Here is an 18,423-nt window from a genome sequence, read left to right on the forward strand (position 1 = left end):
CTGGGGAGTCGCCAAGTGGTAAGGCACCGGATTTTGATTCCGGCATTCGTAGGTTCGATCCCTACCTCCCCAGCCAAGACTTTCTCTCAATAAGAGAGAGCATGAAAAAAGCGTGTAAGAATCCCTTACACGCTTTTTCTTTATCTAGCTAAGGCACACGAATCATGGCGGCATACGACAGTTTGATGGTATTCACCGGGACCGCGAACCCGGAACTGGCCCAAAACGTAGTCAAACATCTGGATATCTCGTTGGGACGCGCCGACGTCGGCAAGTTCAGCGACGGCGAAGTGGCGGTGGAGCTGCTGGAAAACGTCCGCGGACGCGACGTGTTCATTCTGCAGTCGACCTGTGCGCCGACCAATGACAATCTGATGGAAATCCTGACTATGGCCGACGCGCTGAAACGCGCTTCGGCCGGTCGTATTACCGCGGCAATTCCGTACTTCGGTTATGCGCGCCAGGACCGTCGTCCGCGTTCCGCCCGCGTGCCGATTTCCGCCAAGCTGGTGGCCAATATGCTGACCAGCGCCGGCATCGACCGCGTGCTCACCGTCGACCTGCACGCCGACCAGATTCAGGGTTTCTTCGACATCCCGGTGGACAACGTCTACGCGACGCCGGTGCTGTTGAAGGACATCCGCTCGCAGCGCATCGAAGACCTGATCGTGGTCAGCCCGGACGTCGGCGGCGTGGTCCGCGCCCGCGCGATGGCCAAGGCCTTGAACACCGACTTGGCCATCATCGACAAGCGCCGCCCCAAGGCCAATGTGGCCGAAGTGATGAACATCATCGGCGACGTGTCCGGCCGCACCTGCCTGATCGTCGACGACATGATCGACACCGCCAACACCCTGTGCAAGGCGGCCAGCGCTCTGAAAGAGCGCGGCGCCCAGCGCGTGCTGGCCTATGCGACTCACCCGATCTTCTCCGGTCAGGCGATCGATCGCATCAAGAATTCCGACATCGATATGGTGGTGGTGACCGACACCATCCCGTTGACCGCCGAGGCCAAAGCCTGCCCGAATATCAGGGTGGCCTCCATCGCCGGCCTGCTGGCCGAGACGCTGCGCCGGATCAACAACGAAGAATCGGTGTCCTACCTCTTCAATGAGGAACTGGTTGCGGCGGGCGCCTGCCTGCCGTGAACATCGGGCCCGCTGGTCGCGGCGGGCCGGGTGCTTTTAATCTGAAACTGGAGTTTTGCCATGTCTTTTGAATATACCGCCAGCAAGCGTGAAGAGTCGGGTACGAGTGCGAGCCGCCGCCTGCGTCACGCCGGCCAGGTTCCGGCCGTTGTTTACGGCGCTTCCAAAGAAGCCGTGTCCATCGTTCTGGACCACAACACCATGTACTACGCGCTGAAGAACGAAGCGTTCCACACTTCCGTTCTGGATCTGGTGATCGACGGCCAGAAAGAACAAGTTAAAGTGGCTGCGTTCCAAATGCACCCGTACAAACAGCAAGTAATGCACATCGACTTCGCTCGCGTGTAATCTAGCTGCCGTGCCGTCTGACGGTAACGGTTGAAAAGCTCGTTGCTAGCCGTCGGCCCGCAACGAGCTTTTTCATTTGGAATAAGAGAATATGTCCGGCATTCGCCTGATAGTGGGTTTGGGCAACCCCGGCCCCGAATACGATAGAACGCGCCATAACGCCGGTTTCTGGCTGTTGGATGAGTTGTGCTGGCGCTATAAGGGAAGTTGGCGCACCGACGGCAAATTTCACGGCGATATCGCCCGCGTGGATATCGAGGGACAGGACGTCTGGCTGCTCAAACCGATGACTTATATGAATCTGTCCGGGCAGGCGGTGTTGGCGCTGGCCCATTTTTATAAGATTCTGCCGGATCAGATTCTCGTCGTGCACGACGAACTGGATCTGCCTCCGGGCGCGGCCCGTTTCAAGCAGGGCGGCGGCCATGGGGGCCACAATGGCTTGAAGGACATCGCCGCCCGCTTGGGCTCGCCGGCTTTCTGGCGCTTGCGTTTGGGCATCGGTCATCCGGGAGACCGCAACGAAGTCGCCAATTTTGTGCTGAAGAAGCCGCGCGCCGAGGAACAGCAGGGGCTGGACGAGGCGATCGAGCAGGCGTTGCGGCAATTGCCGGCGGCCATCGGCGGCAAGATGGCGGCGGCGATGAAGGAATTGCACACCGCGGCCAAATGAGCGGCTGGGCAAACCGCCGGCTTGCGGCTATGCTGCGGCAGAACAAGATTTTTCAAGAATTCGAAGGAATGCGGACATGAGTCTGAAATGCGGTATCGTCGGCCTGCCCAATGTGGGCAAGTCCACCCTGTTCAATGCGCTGACCAAGGCTGGCATCGAGGCCGCCAACTATCCGTTCTGCACCATCGAGCCCAATGTCGGCATCGTGGAAGTACCGGACCAGCGTCTGGCCGAGCTGGCCAAGATCATCAATCCGCAACGCATCCAGCCGGCCATCGTCGAATTCGTCGACATCGCCGGCTTGGTGGCGGGCGCTTCCAAGGGCGAAGGTCTGGGCAATCAGTTCCTGGCCAATATCCGCGAGACCGACGCTATCGTCAACGTGGTGCGCTGCTTCGAGGATGAGAATATCGTTCACGTTGCCGGCAAGGTGGATCCTATCGCCGATATCGAAACCATAGGCACAGAGCTGGCGTTGGCCGATCTGTCCGCGGTGGAAAAGGCGATGAACCGTGAGGGCAAGAAGGCGAAATCCGGCGACAAGGATGCGCGCGCCTTGATCGCGGTGCTGGAAAAGCTGGTGCCGCATCTGGATCAAGGCCTGCCGGCGCGCTCGCTGGACCTGAGCCCGGAAGAAATGGTCTTGGTCAAGCCGCTGTGTCTGCTGACGATCAAGCCGGCGATGTATGTGGCCAACGTGGCTGAAGACGGCTTCAGCAACAACCCCTTGCTGGAGCGGGTGCAGCAGCTGGCGGATAAAGAAGGCGCGCCGGTAGTGGCGCTATGTGCGGCGATCGAGTCCGAAATCGCTGAGCTGGACGACGCCGACAAGGCCGAGTTCCTGGAAACCTTGGGCTTGGAAGAGCCGGGTCTGGATCGTCTGATCCGCGCAGGTTACAAGCTGCTGGGTCTGCAGACCTACTTCACCGCCGGCGTTAAGGAAGTGCGCGCTTGGACCATTCACATCGGCGACACCGCGCCGCAGGCGGCCGGCGTGATCCACACCGATTTCGAACGCGGCTTCATTCGCGCGCAGACCATCGCCTATACTGACTTCATCGCACTGGGCGGCGAGGCCAAGGCCAAGGAGGCTGGCAAGATGCGGGCCGAGGGCAAGGACTACGTGGTCCAGGACGGCGATGTGATGAACTTCCTGTTTAACGTCTGAGTTAGCGGGGAACAAAAAAAGCATGAGTCATCGGCTCATGCTTTTTTTATGCGCGGGGTATGGATTACTGCTTGTCTAAGTATTGGATGCCACCTAGTTTGTGAAGGGGCTTAGTATCGACTCTTGGCAGGTCAATCTAGTAGTGTTATTCTGCAAAAGTTAATTAAAATACTTTGAAATTACCAAAGGTTATATTGATATGCGCAAGCTGATGACGGTTCTTGTAATGGCGGGCCTGGCTGGCCAGGCGTTTGCGGCGGACTTGTTGGATACGGTCAAGCAGCGCGGCAGTTTGAAAATCGCATTGGAAGGCACTTACCCGCCGTTCAACTTCAAGGACGCCAAGCAGCAATTGACTGGTTTTGATGTCGAGATTGCCACTGAAATCGCCAAGCGTCTGAAAGTGAAGCCGGAATTCACCACCGCGGAGTGGAGCGGCCTGCTGGCGGGCTTGCAGGCCGGCAAGTTCGACATCGTGGTCAATCAGGTGGGCGTGACCGACAAACGCAAGGACGTGTTCGACTTTTCCCAGCCTTATACTTATTCCAGTGCGCAGCTGATCGTGCGCAAGAACGAGAGCCGCGTTTTCAAGAGCCTGGCGGACCTGAAAGGCAAGAAGCTGGGCGTGGGCCAGGGCAGCAATTACGCCGATATGGCCAAGGCCGTGGCCGGCATCGAGGTGAAAACCTATCCCGGCGCGCCCGAATACCTACAGGATCTGGCCAGCGGCCGCGTGGACGCGGCGCTGAACGACAGCTTGCTGATCCCCTTCGCCATCAAGCAGGCCAAGTTGCCCTTGAAGGCCGGCGCGCCGGTGGGCGAGGTGGCGACGATGGCTATCCCGTTCGCCAAGAACAATCCGCAGTTCAAGGCGGCGATAGACAAGGCGCTGGGCGATATGAAGGCCGACGGTAGCTTCAAGAAGATCTCGGTCAAATGGTTCGGCATCGACGTGTCGAAAGCGCCGGTGGCGGCCAAGAAATAAGCGGCAGTTGATTTCAGAGTGGATAGGGCAAGACGCCCCTGCTTGCGCGGGGGCGTCGGTTTTTTTTGGAAAAACGTGAATGACTGACTGGATCGTCCTGTTCGAATCGGCGCTGCCGGTGCTATTGCAAGGCGCGGGCTATACCTTGATGTTCGCGGTGGTTTCCATGATCCTGGGGCTGGCGCTGGGCTTCGTCGTGGCCTTGCTCCGTGTGGCGCAAGTGCCGGTCCTGGCGCAACTGGCCGCCTTCTATGTCAGCGCGATGCGCGGCACCCCGCTCTTGGTGCAGATTTTCGTCATTTATTACGGTCTGCCAGGCGCGGGCATTGAATTGGGGCCGGTGACGGCGGGCATTCTGGCCTTGACGCTGAATGTGGCCGCCTATTTGTCGGAAAGCCTGCGCGGCGGCATCGCCGGCGTGCACCGCGGCCAGTGGGACGCCGGCCTATCCTTGGGCCTGAGCTGGTGGCAGACCATGCGCCACATCATCGCTCCGCAGGCTTTGCGTTTGTCGGTGCCCAGCCTGTCCAATTCGCTGATCAGCTTGATCAAGGATACTTCGCTGGTATCGGTGATCACCGTGACCGAATTGATGCTGGCGACCAAGGAAGTGATCGCCCAGACCTTTCAGCCCTTGCCGCTCTATCTGGCCGCGGCGGCGATCTACTGGGTGCTGAGCGCCAGCTTCGAGCGGGTGCAGGGTTATGTGGAGCGGCGGCTGGAATTAGCCCACAAGCGTTGACCGCCGTCTTCAAGCAAAAAGCCCCGCGTTGCGGGGCTTTGTCGCATCCGGCTCAGGCCGGGGCGTAGAGGTTTTCTATCATTGCGCGGCAGCGTTCGGCGATCACCTTGCGGCGCAGCTTCAGCGTGGGCGCCAATTCGCCGGCGTCGACGCACCAGGGCTTGTCGATCAGGGTGAATTTCTTGATGTGTTCCCAGTTGCCGAAGTAGCGGTTGAAGCGCTTGATCTCGCGGTCAATCAACTCGACGATCTTGGGGTGGCTGCTCATCTCGCTGTCGGTGGTGTAGGCGATGCCGTGTTCGGCGCACCATTCCTTCAGTTTCTCGAAGAGCGGGACAATCAGCGCCGCCGCGTACTTCTGACCGTCGCCCACCACCATGATCTGGTCGATGAAGGCGGATTCCTTCAGCTTGTTCTCCAGCGCTTGCGGCGCAATGTATTTGCCGTTGCTGGTCTTGAACATTTCCTTCTTGCGGTCGGTGATGCGCAAGTAGCCGTGCTCCAGCACGCCGATGTCGCCGGTGTGCAGCCAGCCGTTGTTCAGCGCTTCGGCGGTAAGTCCCGGCTCCTTGTAATAGCCGAGCATCACATTGTCGCCGCGCACCAGGATTTCGCCGTCGTCGGCCAGGCGCACTTCCACGCCGGGCAAGGGCAGGCCCACGCTGCCGATCCGGGTGTCCCTGGCGTTGAACGGGTTGGCGGAGATCACCGGCGCGGATTCGGTCATGCCGTAGCCCTCCGCCACCGACACGCCGCAGGCCCAGAACAGGCGCGCCAGCCGCGGCTGCAGCGCGGCGGAGCCGACATTGATCCATTTGAGCTCGCCGCCCATCGCGGCGCGCCATTTGCGGTAAACCAGCTTGTCGGCCAGCGCGTGCTTGGCGGCTTCCAGCGGCGAGTGGCGGGCGTTGGGGTCGAAGCGCTCGGCGCGCTCCACGGCCCACAGATAAAGACGGCGTTTGAAGCCGCTGAATTCGCGCGCCTTGCCCACTAGCTTGTCGTGCACTTTCTCCAGCACGCGCGGCACCGCGCTGAAAGTGTGCGGACGGATGTCGGCGAGCGCGGAGGACAGGCATTCCACGCTGGAGAAGTAAACGCCGGCGCTGCTGTACATATAGTAGAAGACCCCGGCGCGCTCGAAGATGTGCGACAGCGGCAAAAAGCTTAGCGCGCGGCATTCTCCGTGCGGCAGGCGGGTGAATTCCGCGGTGGCGACCACGGTGCTGAGCACGTTGCGGTGCGACAGCATCACGCCTTTGGAGCGCCCGGTGGTGCCGGAGGTGTAAATGATGGTGTAGACGTCGTCCGGCTGGATCGCGTCGCGGCGGCGTTCCAGCTCGGCCTGCCGCTCCGGTTTGGCCTGGGCCAGGATTTCGGTCCAGGACGGGCAGCCTTCGATCTGGCTCAGGCCGTAGATCGGGCAGCTGAACTTGCCCAGCGCTTCATGCAATTTGCGTTGCAATGCGGCATTACCGACGAAAGCGAGCTTGACCTCGGCATGAGTCAGGATATAGCGTGCATCATCAAGGGTCATTGTGGGGTAGAGCGGCACGCTGACGGCGCCGATTTGCTGCAGCGCCAGATCGGCCAGCACCCATTCTATGGAGTTGTCGGCGGCGAGGGCGACTTTGTCGCCGTTGGCGATGCCCAACTCCAGCAGACCCAGGCTGAAGCGGTTGACGCTGTCCGCGACTTCCTCGGTGGACAACCTGCGCCATTCCTTGCCGGTTTTGGCGGCGAGGCAGTCGGTGCGCGGGTGGCGTTCGAGTTGGCGGGGCAGGATGTCAAATACGCGTTCTAGCTTCATTCGTACAATTGTTTGAATGCGAAACGCTGCAAAATAGTCCTAAAGAGCGTGGATGTAAAGCCAAAGCTGCTAAAAATTTAGTCAAGATCAAGGGAGTAGTCACCGTTTTAACAGCGGTTTCCTTGAAGTTTTCGAAAAATGATGAAAGAGTCATGGCTGCGGCGCGCTAGAAGCTTGATTGCAGTCGGTTTGTCCGACAAGGCGGACAAGTGAATGATTTTTTGAGGAAAAGTCGTGAAATTTGCAACCAGATCCATTCATGCCGGCTATGACAACGCAGAGCATGGCAAGGCGGTGATGCCGCCGGTGTACCAGACTTCGGTGTTCGAATACGGCCATGTCGGCGAATCCATGCCCTTTGTGTACGCCCGTACCGGCAATCCCACGCGGGCAGCGCTGGAGGCCTGCCTGGCCAGCCTGGAGAACGCCCGCCACGGCCTGGCCTTCGCCAGTGGCATGGCGGCTATCGACGCGGTGCTGCGTGCCTGCCTGAAGCCGGGCGACGAGGTGATCGCGGTGGCGGACCTTTATGGCGGCGCTTACCGGCTGCTGAGCAAGGTGATGGAGCCGGCGGGCGTCAAGATCACTTTCGCGGATTTGAGCGATAGTCGGAACCTGACGGCGCTGATCAGCGCGCGGACCAGGCTGCTGTGGCTGGAGTCGCCCACTAATCCGTTGTTGGGCATGGTGGACATCGCGGAGTTGTCCAAGATCGCGCACGCTCATGGCTCGCGAGTGGCGGTGGACAGCACTTTCGCCACGCCTTATTTACAGAATCCGCTCGATTTGGGCGCCGACATCGTTGTACATTCCGCCACCAAGTATCTGGCCGGTCACTCCGACGTCTTGCTGGGCCTGGTGGCGGTCAACGACGATGCCTTGCACCGCGAGATCAAATTCATCCAGAACGCCGCCGGCGCGGTGCCGGGGCCGCAGGATTGCTTCCTGACCCTGCGCGGCATCAAGACCCTGCATTTGCGCATGGACCGCCATTGCGACAACGCGGAGCGGGTGGCGAATTACCTGCAATCGCACCCCAAGGTGGAGCGGGTGTTCTTCCCGGGGCTGCCTGAGCATCCGGGGCATGATTTGGCCCGCCGACAGATGCGTCGCTTCGGCGGCATCGTCAGCATCTGGCTTAAGGACGATAGCCGCGAGGCGGCCAGCAGATTGGCGGAGCGGCTGCGCTTGTTCGCGTTGGCGGAGTCGCTGGGTGGAGTCGAGTCGTTGATCAATCACAGCTATACGATGTCGCACGGTGGCATGCCGCCCGAGCAGAAGGCCCTGTTGGGGATCCGCGAAGGTGGAGTGAGACTGTCGATAGGCATAGAAGACATCGAGGACATCCTGGCTGATCTGGAGCAGGCTTTGGCGGACTGATTGAAGAGCGCGTCTGATAGCGCAGTCTTTCAACCGACGCCCGCGCGGGCGTAATCTGAGGATAAATATGGCTTCCGCTTTGTGTCGTCGCTGGCAGTTGCACACCCCTTTGATTCAGGCGCCGATGGCGGGCGGCGCCACTACCCCTACCTTGGTGGCCTCGGTCAGCCAGGCCGGCGGCCTGGGTTTCCTGGCGGCGGCGCTGCTGCCGCCGGAACGCCTGCTCAGCGAAGCCGCCGTGGTGCGTCGCCTCACGGACAAGCCTTTCGGCATCAATTTATTTGTGCAGGAGGATCCCGCTCCCAGCAGAGAGGCCTTGGAACAGGCGCTGGAATGGCTGGCGCCGCTGCACCGTGAACTGGGACTGCCGGCGCCGCAAATCCCGGAGCGCTTCTGTGAGCCGTTCGCACGTCAGTTCGAAGCGTTGCTGGAGGCTAAGCCGGCGGTGGCCAGCTTCACCTTCGGCATCCTCAACCGCAATCAGCTCAAATTGTTGAAGCAGGCCAAGATTGACGTGATCGGCACCGCCACCAATATGGCGGAAGGGTTGGCCTGGGCCGAACTGGGCGCTGACGCGATCTGCGCGCAGGGCCGGGAAGCGGGTGGCCATCGCGGCACCTTCATCGGCCGGCCGCAGGACAGCCTGCGGCCGACGCTGTCGCTGGTTTACGAATTGGCGCAGAACCAACCGCTGCCGGTGATCGCCGCCGGCGGCATCATGCATGGGCGCGACATCGCCGCCGCGATGCGTCACGGCGCCCAGGCGTGCCAGTTGGGCACTGCGTTCTTGCGTTGTCCGGAGTCCGGCATTTCCGCCTTGTGGAAAAGCGAGCTGGCCAAGGCCGCGCCCGGCGGCACCCGTTTGACCCGCGCGTTTTCCGGGCGCCACGCGCGCGGCCTGAGCAACCGTTATATGGAATTGATGGCCGACAAGGAAGACCTGGTGCCGGCTTATCCTGTGATGAACGCCTTGACCGGGCCCTTGCGAGCTGCTGCGGCCAAGGCAGAACTGTCTGATTTTCTATCCTTGTGGGCTGGCGAAAACGTGGCCGCCGGCCGGGAGCTGCCCGCGGGGCAACTAGTCGCCACGCTGCATGAGGAATGGCTGGCCGCCTATCGTTGAGCGCCTCTGTGACGCCGGCTTGAAGCCGTAGCCGATCTGGAGGACAATACTTGAGTGATTTACTTGGGTATTGGCGAGCAATGGATACAGCGATCGAAGAGAAATACACGGTTCAACCCATTTTATGGTTGCGGCGCTGGGCGGACAATCTGCTCAGCTTCCGCTTGCGGCGGCCGGACGCCTATCGTTTTGAGCCGGGGCAGTTCGCGAGGCTGGGCCTGCCGTTGGGCGAACACGGCGGTCAGGTGTGGCGGGCGTATTCGATGTGTTCGGCGGTGACCGACGAGTATCTGGAGTTCTATTCCATCGTGGTGCCGGACGGCCAGTTCAGTTCGCGTCTGGCGCGGCTGCAGGTGGGCGCGGAAGTGATGTTGGACAAGAAGGCGATGGGCTTCTTCCTGGCGGACCGGCTGCCGGCGGGCAAGGATTTGTGGTTGTTGGCCACCGGCACCGGTTTGGCGCCGTATTTGTCGATTCTGCAAGACCCCGCTCAGTGGCGGCGTTTCGAGCACATCGTGCTGGCGCACTGCGTGCGACGCGCCGAGGAGCTCAGCTACCAGGATTTCATTGCTTCTTTATGCGAGCATCCGTTGTGGGAAGAGCACGGCCATAAACTGCAATACCTGCCCATCGTGACGCGCGACGCGCCGGAAGGCGTGCTGGACGAACGTATACCGGCCTTGCTGGCCAATGGACGTTTGGAGCGGGCGGCTGGGCTGTCGATGTCGCCGGAAGACTCGCGTTTCATGATCTGCGGCAACCCGGCGATGGTGGAGGACACCCATAGGCAATTGATGAAGATGGGCTACCGGATGAGCCGGCAAAGCGCGCCGGGCCATCTGGTATTGGAGAATGGCTGGTAGCCGTCGCAAGCCGGCCGGCCTACAAGGCCTTGCTCATGAACAGGCTAAGCGGGTCGGGCCGGTAGTCGCCGAACGGCGGACAGGGATCGAATCCGGCGCGCCGGTACAGGCCAATGGCTTCAGGCTGCGACACGCCGGTTTCCAGTTTAAGCGCGGACAGGCCGGCGGCGCGGGCTTCTTCCTCCAGGCGCGCCAGCAGCGCCTGAGCCACGCCCTTGCCGCGTTGGGACGTCGCCACAAACATGCGCCTGATTTCGCCGTAATCCTCATGCGGCACCAGCGCGGCGCAGCCGACCGCCGCATGCTTGTCGTCGCGGGCGACGATGAAGTAAACCTGCTGGCGCTCCAGCTCCGCCGGGTCCATCAAGTGATTGCTTTCCGCCGGGTAGAGGGCGGCCTGGTATTCGTCCAGTTGTCGAATCAGTTCCAATACATCGTGTTGCCGCGGCGATTCCTGTTGCAGATGCATGGCGCTGTTACTTGTTGGCGTTGGCGAGCAGGGCACCGAACAGCAGAAAAGTCATGCCGCCAGCCTTGTTCACCCACTTGCCGCCGCGTTCGCTGGCCAGCCAGCGCCGCGCGCGTTGCGCGGTCAGCGCGTACACGGTGTGGATCAGGATGATGAGGCTGCTGAAGGTGCCGACCAGCAGCAGGAACTGCGGCGCGTAAGCGCCCTGGGTGTCGATAAACTGAGGGAAGATGGACAGAAAGAAGAAAATGGATTTGGGATTGGTCAGTTGCACCGCCATGCCTTCTCCAAAGCGTCGGGCAAAACCGCGCGGCTGGGTTTTAATCTCATCGAAACGGAAAGCCGGCGCGAGCAGAAGTTTGACGCCAAGATAAAACAGATAGGCGGCGCCTATCCATTTCATCACGGTGAAGGCCAGCGCTGAGGCCGCCAGCAACAGGCCGAGGCTGGTGGCCGACACGCCGGCGACGATGAAGGAGCCGCAGGCGGTGCCGAGAATGCCGCCCATGGTGCCGCGCAGGCCGAAGCGCAGAGAATTGGTCAGGGTCATCAAAATGCCGGGGCCGGGGCTGACCACGGTGGCCGCCGCCATCAGTAGATAAAGCGGATAGTGTTGCATGAGGATTGTTCTGGTTGGGGCAGGCCCTTAGTCTACGCAGGGTTCGCCATTGATGACAATGTTGTTGCGCGCGGCGCACGGGCCGCGCTGTTTTGGGGAGCGAGCTATGACGATACGTGTCGTGCAATTGGGCAGTCCGCGTCACCCGCAGGAGGGCCCGCGCATCGGTACGGTGCGTAGGCCTCCGCGCGGTGTGTCCAAGGAGGCGTTTGCCAGCGGTGATTGGTACGACGTCTGGTTTCCCAACCTGGCGCCTAGCGCGGAGCTGGTGAAACAGGCACAGGCCGCGCAGGGTTCCGCTGAATGGCAGGCTTTCGAGCGGGCGTATCGCGCGGAGATGAAGGCGCCGGCGCAAAGCCGCGAGCTGGATTTGCTAGCGGCGCTGTCGCACGGCAGCGACTTTTCCATCGGCTGTTACTGTCAGGACGAGGCGCGCTGCCATCGTTCGGTGCTGCGGGCTTTGCTGCGGGAACGCGGCGCGGCGCTGGATTGAGGCTTTGATTCAGTCGGGCCGGCTTGTATCATGGCAATTTGTATCTATTCGGAATGTCCGCCATGCCTGATTTGTCTACGCTATTGTTGTTCAGCCTCGCCTGCGTCGCGCTCGCGGCGACGCCGGGTCCCGATATGCTGTTGATCGCCAGCCGCAGCGCCAGCCAGGGTTGCAAGGCTGGTTTCGCCACCTTGGCGGGTATTCAGATGGGGACTTACTGCCATGCTCTGGCGGCGGCCTTCGGCTTGGCGCAGTTGTTCGCGCATGCGCCAATGGCCTACGATTCGGTGCGAATCGCCGGCGCCGCCTACCTGTTCTACCTCGCTTGGACCACGCTGCGTAGCGGCAGTGTGTTGAGCATCCCCGGCGCGGCGGGCGCGCAATCGATGCCGCGCATCGTGGCCCAAGGTCTGATCACCAACTTGCTCAACCCAAAGATGGCGCTTTTCGTGTTGGCTTTGTTCCCCCAATTTGTGCACCCGTCAGCTGGGCCGGTTTCCCTGCAGATCATGGTGTTGGCTACTGTGCTGAACGGGATCGGCCTGCTGATCAACGGCGCGATCATCTTGGCGGCCAGCCGTTTCGGGCGCGCGCTTGGCGACAGGCTGGGAAGCAGCCGGCTGCCGCAATGGCTGCTGGCCTCGGTGTTTGGCGGCTTGGCTTTGCGCTTGGCGCTGGCGAGCAAGGACTGAGAGCGCCTGTTCAACGCCTCATGCGTCGCGCCTGGCCCAGGGCAGAATCAACTGGGCGATGACGCCGCCGTTGGCGGCGTTTTGCACGTGCAGTTTGCCGCCTTGGGCCCGAGCCAGGGTTTCGCATAGCGGTAAACCCAGGCCCATGCCGCGGGAGCGAGTGGTGAAGAAGGGGAGGAAGATCTTGGGCAGGATGGCGTCGGGAATCCCCGGGCCGTTGTCTATGACCTTGAAACGATAGTTGTGTCCGTCGCTTTCGCCGCTGATCACGATGCGACCGCCTTGTTCTTGTAGCGCGTCGCAGGCGTTCTGCACCAGATTGTGCAGGATCTGTTCCAGCGCGGTGCGTTCCGCGCGGGGCCATTCGTCCGGGCTTAAGTTATGCCATTCCAGGGTGATGTTTTGGTTGGCCAGTTCGGCTTGGCGTAGGAACAGCAGGGAATTCACCAGGGCGTCTGGGTCCAGCGGCGTGGTTTCAGTGGCTTTGGGATGGGCCAGCAGGCGACTGAGCCGACTGATCAAGGCGGCGGCGCGACGCGCTTGCGCGCCGGTGGCCAGCAGCGTGTCGCGCACGGTTTCGCGCTGCGAGGGTTCGTCCAGCGTCCGCTCCAGCTGGCGGGTGTTGGCGATGATGGCGGTGAGCGGTGGGGTCAACTCCTGCGCTAGCCCGGCCATCATTTCATTCAGAGTGTTGAGCCGGGCTTGAGCGGCCAGCCGGTCCTGTTGCTGCTGACGTTGTTGAGAGGCACGTTGGCGATGCCTGGCGTACAAGGCGACGGCAATGGCTGCGAGCAGTGCGTTCCACAGCAGGATTTCCATCCAGGGCAAACTGTTCCAACTCAAGGCGGTGCGGCTGGATAGACGGAAGGGCTGGCTGGTGCTGGGCAGTTTGCGGTCCAGGCTCAGGTCCCAGTCATTAGCCGGCGCGCCGGCCTTGCGTTGCAGCAATTCGATGCGATGGCCGCGCAATTGCAGCGAGATGTTTTCCAGCGGTTCGGGCAGTTCGGCTTGGACCAGCATGTGCAGCGGATCGATCAGCAGCGCCCAGCCGCCGGGGCTTTGCAGCCAGTAGCGCTGTTGCGCGTCGAAGCCGAGGACGGTCTGGCCTTGTTGCTGGGCCTGCCACAACAAGGCCAGCGGCGGGCGGAGACCGCCGGGGTCGCCATGCCATTGCTGTTGCCGCCAGTAACCAATGGCGCTGAGCTGGGGCATGGCCGTTTGCAGGCGCTTGAGCATGTCGGTCGGCAAACGGCTTTGTTCCGAGGCTGCCAGGGTGGCCAGCACCGCGTCGTGTTGCGAGGCTTTCTGGCTCAGCAGGCGCAGGGCAATAAAGGATTCCTGGCGGAAGCGCTGCTCCAATTCGCCAAACTGGCGCCAGCCCAGCCATAGGCAGCCCGCCAGGCTGAGCAACAGCCAGGCGGTGAGGGCGTAGCGGCGATCCAATGACATCATGGCGGCGATTATCGCACGCCGCCGAGGGCGCGCCAGCCTGGTGTGTTAAGGATTATTGTGTAGAAAGTGTGCGGCGGGCGGAGCGCCGCCCGCCGTTCCTCATTTCACGCAGTCGACGCAGTAGACCTTGCGGCCGTCAAGCTCCGCCGCCACCAGCCCGTGCACATCGGTTTCAAAGCCGGGCAGCTCGCGGTTGAAGTCCTGGGCGAAACGCAGATAGTCGACGATGGTCTTGTTGAAACGCTCGCCGGGGATCAGCAGCGGGATGCCCGGTGGGTACGGCGTCAACAGCACCGCGGTGACGCGGCCTTCCAGCTGTTCCACCGGCACGCGCTCGATTTCGCGGTGGGCCATTTTGGCGAAGGCGTCGGCCGGGCGCATCGCCGGCTCCATTTCCGACAGATAGATCTCGGTGGTGATGCGGGCCACGTCGTGCTTGCTGTAGAGCTGGTGGATGCGCTGGCACAGATCGTGCAGGCCGACGCGCTCGTATTGCGGATATTTGGCGATGAACTCCGGCATCACCCGCCACATGGGCTGGTTCTTGTCGAAGTCGTCCTTGAACTGTTGCAACAGGGAGATCAGCGTGTTCCAGCGGCCCTTGGTGATGCCGATGGTGAACATGATGAAGAAGCTGTACAGCCCGGTCTTTTCCACCACCACGCCGTGCTCGGTCAGGTACTTGGTGACGATGGCGGCGGGAATGCCCATCTCTTCGAAGCTGCCGTCCACATCCAGGCCCGGGGTCAGCACCGTGGCCTTGATCGGGTCCAGCATATTGAAGCCGTCCTCGATGCCGGCGAAACCGTGCCAGCGCTCGTCCGGACGCAACTGCCACTCGGCCGGGTCGCAGATGCCGTCGTCGGACAGGTCGTCCGGGCCCCAGACGCTGAACCACCAGTCGCGGCCGTATTCCTCGTCCACCTTGCGCATGGCGCGGCGGAAGTCCAGCGCCTCCACCAGCGATTCTTCCACCAGCGCCTGTCCGCCCGGCTGTTCCATCATCGCCGCGGCCACGTCGCAGCTGGCGATGATGGAATATTGCGGGCTGGTGGAGGTGTGCATCAGATAGGCCTCGTTGAACCAGGCGGTATCCAGCTGACGCTGCTCCGGGTCCTGCACCAGGATCTGCGAGGCCTGGCTGATGCCGGCCAGCAGCTTGTGGGTGGACTGGGTGGAGAAGATCAGGCTGTCCTTGCAGCGCGGCCGCCCTTCGCCGATGGCGTGGAAGTCGCCGTAGAAATCGTGGAAGCCGGCGTGGGGCAGCCAGGCTTCGTCAAAGTGCAGGGTGTCGACCTCGCCGTCCAGCAGATGCTTGATTTCCTCCACGTTGTAGAGAATGCCGTCGTAGGTGGACTGGGTCAGCGTCAGGATGCGCGGCTTGGCCTGCGGGTTCTTGGCCAGCGCTTCGCGGGCGAAGGGATTGGCCTGGATTTTCTTCTTGATGTTGTCGAGCTGGAATTCGGACTTCGGAATCGGGCCGATGATGCCGTAATGGTTGCGCGTCGGCATCAGGAACACCGGGATCGCGCCGGTCATCATGATGGCGTGCAGATTGGATTTGTGGCAGTTGCGGTCCACCAGCACGATGTCGCCGGCCGCCACGCAGCTGTGCCAGACGATCTTGTTGGAGGTGGAGGTGCCGTTGGTGACGAAGAACAGATGGTCGGCGTTGAAGATGCGCGCGGCGTTGCGCTCGGAGGCGGCGATGGGGCCGGTGTGGTCCAGCAACTGGCCCAGTTCGTCCACCGCGTTGCAGACGTCGGCGCGCAGCATGTTCTCGCCGAAGAACTGGTGGAACATCTGGCCCACCGGGCTCTTCAGGAAGGCGACGCCGCCGGAGTGGCCGGGGCAGTGCCAGGAGTAAGAGCCGTCGTGGGCGTAGTCCACCAGCGCGCGGAAGAACGGCGGCGCCAGGCTGTCCAGATAGCTTTTGGCCTCGCGGATGATGTGGCGGGCGACGAACTCCGGTGTGTCCTCGTGCATGTGGATGAAGCCGTGCAACTCGCGCAGGATGTCGTTGGGAATGTGGCGCGCGGTGCGGGTTTCGCCGTACAGATAGACCGGGATGTCCGGATTGCGGCGACGGATTTCCGCGACGAAGCCGTAGAGTTTGCCCAGCGCTTCCTGCGCCGCGTCCTCGGTGTGGAATTCCTCGTCGTCTATCGACAGGATGAAGCCGGCGGCGCGGCTTTGCTGCTGGGCGAAGGAAGTCAGATCGCCGTAGCTGGTGTAGCCGATCACGCTCATGCCTTCCGCCTCCATGGCGGCGGCGAGTTCGCGGATGCCGGAGCCGCTGGTGTTTTCCGAGCGGAAGTCCTCGTCGATGATCACGATGGGGAAATGAAAACGCATACCTGAGTCCTTAGTTGCTTTAACTCGGACACGCGCGGGGCGGGACGCGGGTTGGCCGCCGGTTCGCCGTAGGCGGGGCCGGAGCCGCGGGCACCTGTAACCCTTTGCGGTGTCACTCGGTGCGCGTTGGGGCGCAGTTCTGTACGCACGGGCAGACGCGGGGTCCGCCGCCGCCATGGAGGCTGGCCTTGAGGCGCGAATAAAAACAGGGCGCTTTGCGCCGCGGTCCGTAGTCGGCTCGCGCTGGAATCCGCGCGGGCTTCACGTCTGCCGGCCTGGAGAACATCCCAAGAAAGCGCGCATTTTAGACCTTTTGCTTGTCATGTTGTTGCGCAGCAAAAACTTTTCGGCGAAAAAAGCGCCCGGCGGCGGCCTCACGCGGTGCGGCGGGGATGTATTGAAGACCTCGCCCTAGGTCAAGGATTTGTTTTTAATCGCCTTTGTCCTGGGGCGTGCGATCTTGAGCGCTTGCCGGCGCGGCCGGCGGCTGCTGTTGTTTTTTGCCACGTCTGGCCCAGTACAAGCCCAGAGCCTTGGCGACGATGGCGCCGCCGCTGAGCAGCAGCAGAAACAGCAAGGGCGCGGCCACCAGCCAGGGGAAGAAGGCGATCAGGCCGGCGAAGATCAGCAGGGCCATGCCTATGGTCAGGAAGGCGGACGCCTCGCTGGCGTCGACATTGCGGGTGCCGCGCACCACCACGCCCAGCGCGTCGCCAATCCGCGCCGCTTGCCGCGCGGCGGCGCTGGCGCCGCTGATGGCGGCGGTGTGCGGTGGCAACAGCAGGCCGTGATAGTCCTTGGGGCGCGGCTTGGTCAGCGTCGGGCGGCGGCGCTGGCCGGCCAGAATCACTTCGGTGGCGTGGTCCAGATCCTGCAGGAATTGCTCGGCCAGCTTTTCCGCCAAGGCCTGGTCCTCCACCGCCACGTCCAGTTCGCGGTTGGCCAGCCAGCTGGACAGATTGAGATTGGTGGAGCCGATGCGCGCCCAGCGGCCGTCCGCTACCGCGGTCTTGGCGTGGATCATCGGGCCGTCCCATTCGAAGACGCGCACGCCGGCTTCCAGCAGCGGGCGATACTGGGTGCGCGACACGGTGGCGATCCAGCCGATGTCGCTGGAGCGCGGCACCAGCAAGCGGACGTCGACGCCGTCGCGCGCGGCCTGTTTCAGCGCGGTCAGATACATGCTGGTGCCCATGAAGTAGGCGTCGGTCAGCCACAGCGTGCGTCGGGCGAAGCAGGCGATCAGCAAATCCAGGCGCATCATTTGCGCGGTGGCGGGCGTGGTGGCGATCAGACGCGCCGCCACTGCGCCGCGGTTCTCCGCCGGCGGCGGGGTCAGCCATTCCTCGGGCAGCGGGCCGCCGCAGCTGGCCCAGCTGTCGGCGAAGGCGGCCAGCGCGTCGGCCGCCAGCGGTCCGCTGAATTTGACGCCGGTATCGCGCCAGGGCTCTTGGCCGCGTTCCGGCCGCCCTTCCCAACTGGAGCTGATGCACAGGCCGGACACGAAGACGGTCTGGCGATCAATCACGATCAGCTTGCGATGGTTGCGGCCCAGCATGCTGAGGCCGGCGGTCAGCGACGGCGGGTTGTAGGCGCGCAATTCCGCTCCCGCGGCCTGCAAGGGCTTGAAAAAACTGCCCAGATGGGTTTTCCAACTGCCCAGCCAGTCGTAAAGCACGCAGACCTTCACCCCGGCGCGCGCGCGCTCGGTCAGCAGGTCCCGCACCCGCAGGCCGAACGCGTCGTTGGCGAAGATATACATCTCTATGAATATCGACTCCCGGCTATCGGCGATGGCTTGTTCCCATGCCGGGAAATTCTCCGCGCTGTCGTAGAGCAATTCCAGGTGATTGCCGCCCACCAGCGGGGCGCCGGCGGAGCGGGAAAACGCCTGCTCGGCCAGGTGACGGATCAGCTCCTGATTGGCGGGAGAAGGAGACAGGATGGGCATTATGCTTGGCTATTGTTTGACAATATACTTAATTCGATTAAAAGAGCCATTTTGGATGTCCTTGACAAGGCGGCTTGACAGTCGTTTTATTGAACGTTCGCGTCACAAAATCACAATTAATCCGTCGTAAAAATACGATTTTTCGACATCGAAAA

General features: G+C 62.1%; 17 protein-coding genes and 1 tRNA gene. 12 read left to right on the forward strand and 6 right to left on the reverse strand.

The window, feature by feature from the left end:
- Nucleotide 1 precedes the first annotated feature (1 nt).
- The 7 genes from MOV80_RS19400 (at nt 2) to MOV80_RS19430 (ending at nt 5,064) form a co-directional block, all read left to right on the forward strand.
- A tRNA-Gln gene (locus MOV80_RS19400) sits at nt 2-76 on the forward strand.
- 88 nt (nt 77-164) lie between these two features.
- Complete coding sequence (locus tag MOV80_RS19405; protein WP_043589892.1) at nt 165-1,148, forward strand: ribose-phosphate pyrophosphokinase; 984 nt, start codon at nt 165-167, stop codon at nt 1,146-1,148.
- Between the two features lie 60 nt (nt 1,149-1,208).
- Nucleotides 1,209-1,496 (forward strand): 50S ribosomal protein L25, encoded by a 288-nt coding sequence (gene rplY / locus MOV80_RS19410; RefSeq protein ID WP_043589895.1) that lies wholly within the window; start codon nt 1,209-1,211, stop codon nt 1,494-1,496.
- A 91-nt stretch (nt 1,497-1,587) separates the two neighbouring features.
- Nucleotides 1,588-2,169, forward strand: coding sequence for an aminoacyl-tRNA hydrolase (pth, locus tag MOV80_RS19415; protein WP_019102264.1), 582 nt, complete (start codon nt 1,588-1,590; stop codon nt 2,167-2,169).
- A 76-nt stretch (nt 2,170-2,245) separates the two neighbouring features.
- On the forward strand, nt 2,246-3,337 hold the full coding sequence (gene ychF / locus MOV80_RS19420; protein ID WP_043589896.1) for a redox-regulated ATPase YchF: 1,092 nt from the start codon (nt 2,246-2,248) through the stop codon (nt 3,335-3,337).
- A gap of 211 nt (nt 3,338-3,548) precedes the next feature.
- The gene (locus tag MOV80_RS19425; RefSeq protein ID WP_232060426.1) at nt 3,549-4,322 is read left to right on the forward strand and encodes a transporter substrate-binding domain-containing protein; all 774 of its coding nucleotides are present in this window, start codon (nt 3,549-3,551) and stop codon (nt 4,320-4,322) included.
- A 79-nt stretch (nt 4,323-4,401) separates the two neighbouring features.
- Nucleotides 4,402-5,064 (forward strand): amino acid ABC transporter permease, encoded by a 663-nt coding sequence (locus MOV80_RS19430; RefSeq protein WP_118268338.1) that lies wholly within the window; start codon nt 4,402-4,404, stop codon nt 5,062-5,064.
- 52 nt (nt 5,065-5,116) lie between these two features.
- Here the strand turns inward: MOV80_RS19430 and MOV80_RS19435 are convergent, their stop codons facing one another.
- Nucleotides 5,117-6,871: a long-chain fatty acid--CoA ligase gene (locus tag MOV80_RS19435; RefSeq protein ID WP_118268337.1), complete on the reverse strand. Its 1,755-nt coding sequence runs from the start codon at nt 6,869-6,871 to the stop codon at nt 5,117-5,119.
- A gap of 234 nt (nt 6,872-7,105) precedes the next feature.
- Between MOV80_RS19435 and MOV80_RS19440 the strand changes: the two genes are divergently transcribed.
- The 3 genes from MOV80_RS19440 to MOV80_RS19450 all read left to right on the forward strand — a co-directional run bounded on the left by MOV80_RS19440 (nt 7,106) and on the right by MOV80_RS19450 (nt 10,237).
- On the forward strand, nt 7,106-8,251 hold the full coding sequence (locus tag MOV80_RS19440; protein ID WP_249605407.1) for a PLP-dependent aspartate aminotransferase family protein: 1,146 nt from the start codon (nt 7,106-7,108) through the stop codon (nt 8,249-8,251).
- A gap of 67 nt (nt 8,252-8,318) precedes the next feature.
- The gene (locus tag MOV80_RS19445; RefSeq protein WP_081575115.1) at nt 8,319-9,374 is read left to right on the forward strand and encodes a nitronate monooxygenase; all 1,056 of its coding nucleotides are present in this window, start codon (nt 8,319-8,321) and stop codon (nt 9,372-9,374) included.
- Between the two features lie 80 nt (nt 9,375-9,454).
- Complete coding sequence (locus tag MOV80_RS19450; protein WP_043589904.1) at nt 9,455-10,237, forward strand: ferredoxin--NADP reductase; 783 nt, start codon at nt 9,455-9,457, stop codon at nt 10,235-10,237.
- A 19-nt stretch (nt 10,238-10,256) separates the two neighbouring features.
- On the opposite strand, the gene MOV80_RS19455 is transcribed toward MOV80_RS19450, so the two are convergent.
- Entirely contained in the window at nt 10,257-10,706 is a 450-nt protein-coding gene (locus MOV80_RS19455) for a GNAT family N-acetyltransferase (protein ID WP_118268335.1), read from the reverse strand.
- Between the two features lie 7 nt (nt 10,707-10,713).
- Entirely contained in the window at nt 10,714-11,325 is a 612-nt protein-coding gene (locus MOV80_RS19460) for a LysE family translocator (protein WP_118268334.1), read from the reverse strand.
- 106 nt (nt 11,326-11,431) lie between these two features.
- Between MOV80_RS19460 and MOV80_RS19465 the strand changes: the two genes are divergently transcribed.
- Nucleotides 11,432-11,818 (forward strand): DUF488 family protein, encoded by a 387-nt coding sequence (locus MOV80_RS19465; RefSeq protein ID WP_019101969.1) that lies wholly within the window; start codon nt 11,432-11,434, stop codon nt 11,816-11,818.
- Between the two features lie 62 nt (nt 11,819-11,880).
- The gene (locus tag MOV80_RS19470) at nt 11,881-12,510 is read left to right on the forward strand and encodes a LysE family translocator (protein ID WP_043590018.1); all 630 of its coding nucleotides are present in this window, start codon (nt 11,881-11,883) and stop codon (nt 12,508-12,510) included.
- Between the two features lie 18 nt (nt 12,511-12,528).
- Here MOV80_RS19470 and MOV80_RS19475 read toward each other — a convergent pair whose 3' ends face one another.
- From MOV80_RS19475 to MOV80_RS19485, 3 genes are all read right to left on the reverse strand, one after another.
- Nucleotides 12,529-13,962 carry an ATP-binding protein gene (locus tag MOV80_RS19475; protein ID WP_118268333.1) on the reverse strand — a complete coding sequence of 478 codons (1,434 nt, stop codon included), beginning with the start codon at nt 13,960-13,962 and terminating at the stop codon, nt 12,529-12,531.
- Between the two features lie 99 nt (nt 13,963-14,061).
- Nucleotides 14,062-16,317: an arginine/lysine/ornithine decarboxylase gene (locus MOV80_RS19480; protein ID WP_118268332.1), complete on the reverse strand. Its 2,256-nt coding sequence runs from the start codon at nt 16,315-16,317 to the stop codon at nt 14,062-14,064.
- A gap of 430 nt (nt 16,318-16,747) precedes the next feature.
- Nucleotides 16,748-18,268, reverse strand: a complete 1,521-nt coding sequence (locus MOV80_RS19485; protein ID WP_249605408.1) for a phospholipase D-like domain-containing protein — start codon at nt 18,266-18,268, stop codon at nt 16,748-16,750.
- Between the last annotated feature and the right edge of the window lie 155 nt (nt 18,269-18,423).

The sequence above is a fragment of the Chromobacterium sp. IRSSSOUMB001 genome, assembly GCF_023507765.1.
GTDB lineage: Bacteria > Pseudomonadota > Gammaproteobacteria > Burkholderiales > Chromobacteriaceae > Chromobacterium > Chromobacterium haemolyticum.

Excerpts from the sequence above, each read along its gene's own strand:
- MOV80_RS19465 (WP_019101969.1), top strand. The coding sequence starts at position 11,432 with ATGACGATACGTGTCGTGCAATTGGGCAGTCCGCGTCACCCGCAGGAG.
- pth (WP_019102264.1), top strand. The coding sequence starts at position 1,588 with ATGTCCGGCATTCGCCTGATAGTGGGTTTGGGCAACCCCGGCCCCGAA.
- MOV80_RS19470 (WP_043590018.1), top strand. The coding sequence starts at position 11,881 with ATGCCTGATTTGTCTACGCTATTGTTGTTCAGCCTCGCCTGCGTCGCG.
- MOV80_RS19450 (WP_043589904.1), top strand. The coding sequence starts at position 9,455 with ATGGATACAGCGATCGAAGAGAAATACACGGTTCAACCCATTTTATGG.
- MOV80_RS19455 (WP_118268335.1), bottom strand. The coding sequence starts at position 10,706 with ATGCATCTGCAACAGGAATCGCCGCGGCAACACGATGTATTGGAACTG.
- MOV80_RS19480 (WP_118268332.1), bottom strand. The coding sequence starts at position 16,317 with ATGCGTTTTCATTTCCCCATCGTGATCATCGACGAGGACTTCCGCTCG.
- MOV80_RS19425 (WP_232060426.1), top strand. The coding sequence starts at position 3,549 with ATGACGGTTCTTGTAATGGCGGGCCTGGCTGGCCAGGCGTTTGCGGCG.
- rplY (WP_043589895.1), top strand. The coding sequence starts at position 1,209 with ATGTCTTTTGAATATACCGCCAGCAAGCGTGAAGAGTCGGGTACGAGT.
- MOV80_RS19435 (WP_118268337.1), bottom strand. The coding sequence starts at position 6,871 with ATGAAGCTAGAACGCGTATTTGACATCCTGCCCCGCCAACTCGAACGC.
- MOV80_RS19405 (WP_043589892.1), top strand. The coding sequence starts at position 165 with ATGGCGGCATACGACAGTTTGATGGTATTCACCGGGACCGCGAACCCG.
- MOV80_RS19475 (WP_118268333.1), bottom strand. The coding sequence starts at position 13,962 with ATGATGTCATTGGATCGCCGCTACGCCCTCACCGCCTGGCTGTTGCTC.
- MOV80_RS19430 (WP_118268338.1), top strand. The coding sequence starts at position 4,402 with ATGACTGACTGGATCGTCCTGTTCGAATCGGCGCTGCCGGTGCTATTG.
- MOV80_RS19445 (WP_081575115.1), top strand. The coding sequence starts at position 8,319 with ATGGCTTCCGCTTTGTGTCGTCGCTGGCAGTTGCACACCCCTTTGATT.
- MOV80_RS19485 (WP_249605408.1), bottom strand. The coding sequence starts at position 18,268 with ATGCCCATCCTGTCTCCTTCTCCCGCCAATCAGGAGCTGATCCGTCAC.
- ychF (WP_043589896.1), top strand. The coding sequence starts at position 2,246 with ATGAGTCTGAAATGCGGTATCGTCGGCCTGCCCAATGTGGGCAAGTCC.
- MOV80_RS19460 (WP_118268334.1), bottom strand. The coding sequence starts at position 11,325 with ATGCAACACTATCCGCTTTATCTACTGATGGCGGCGGCCACCGTGGTC.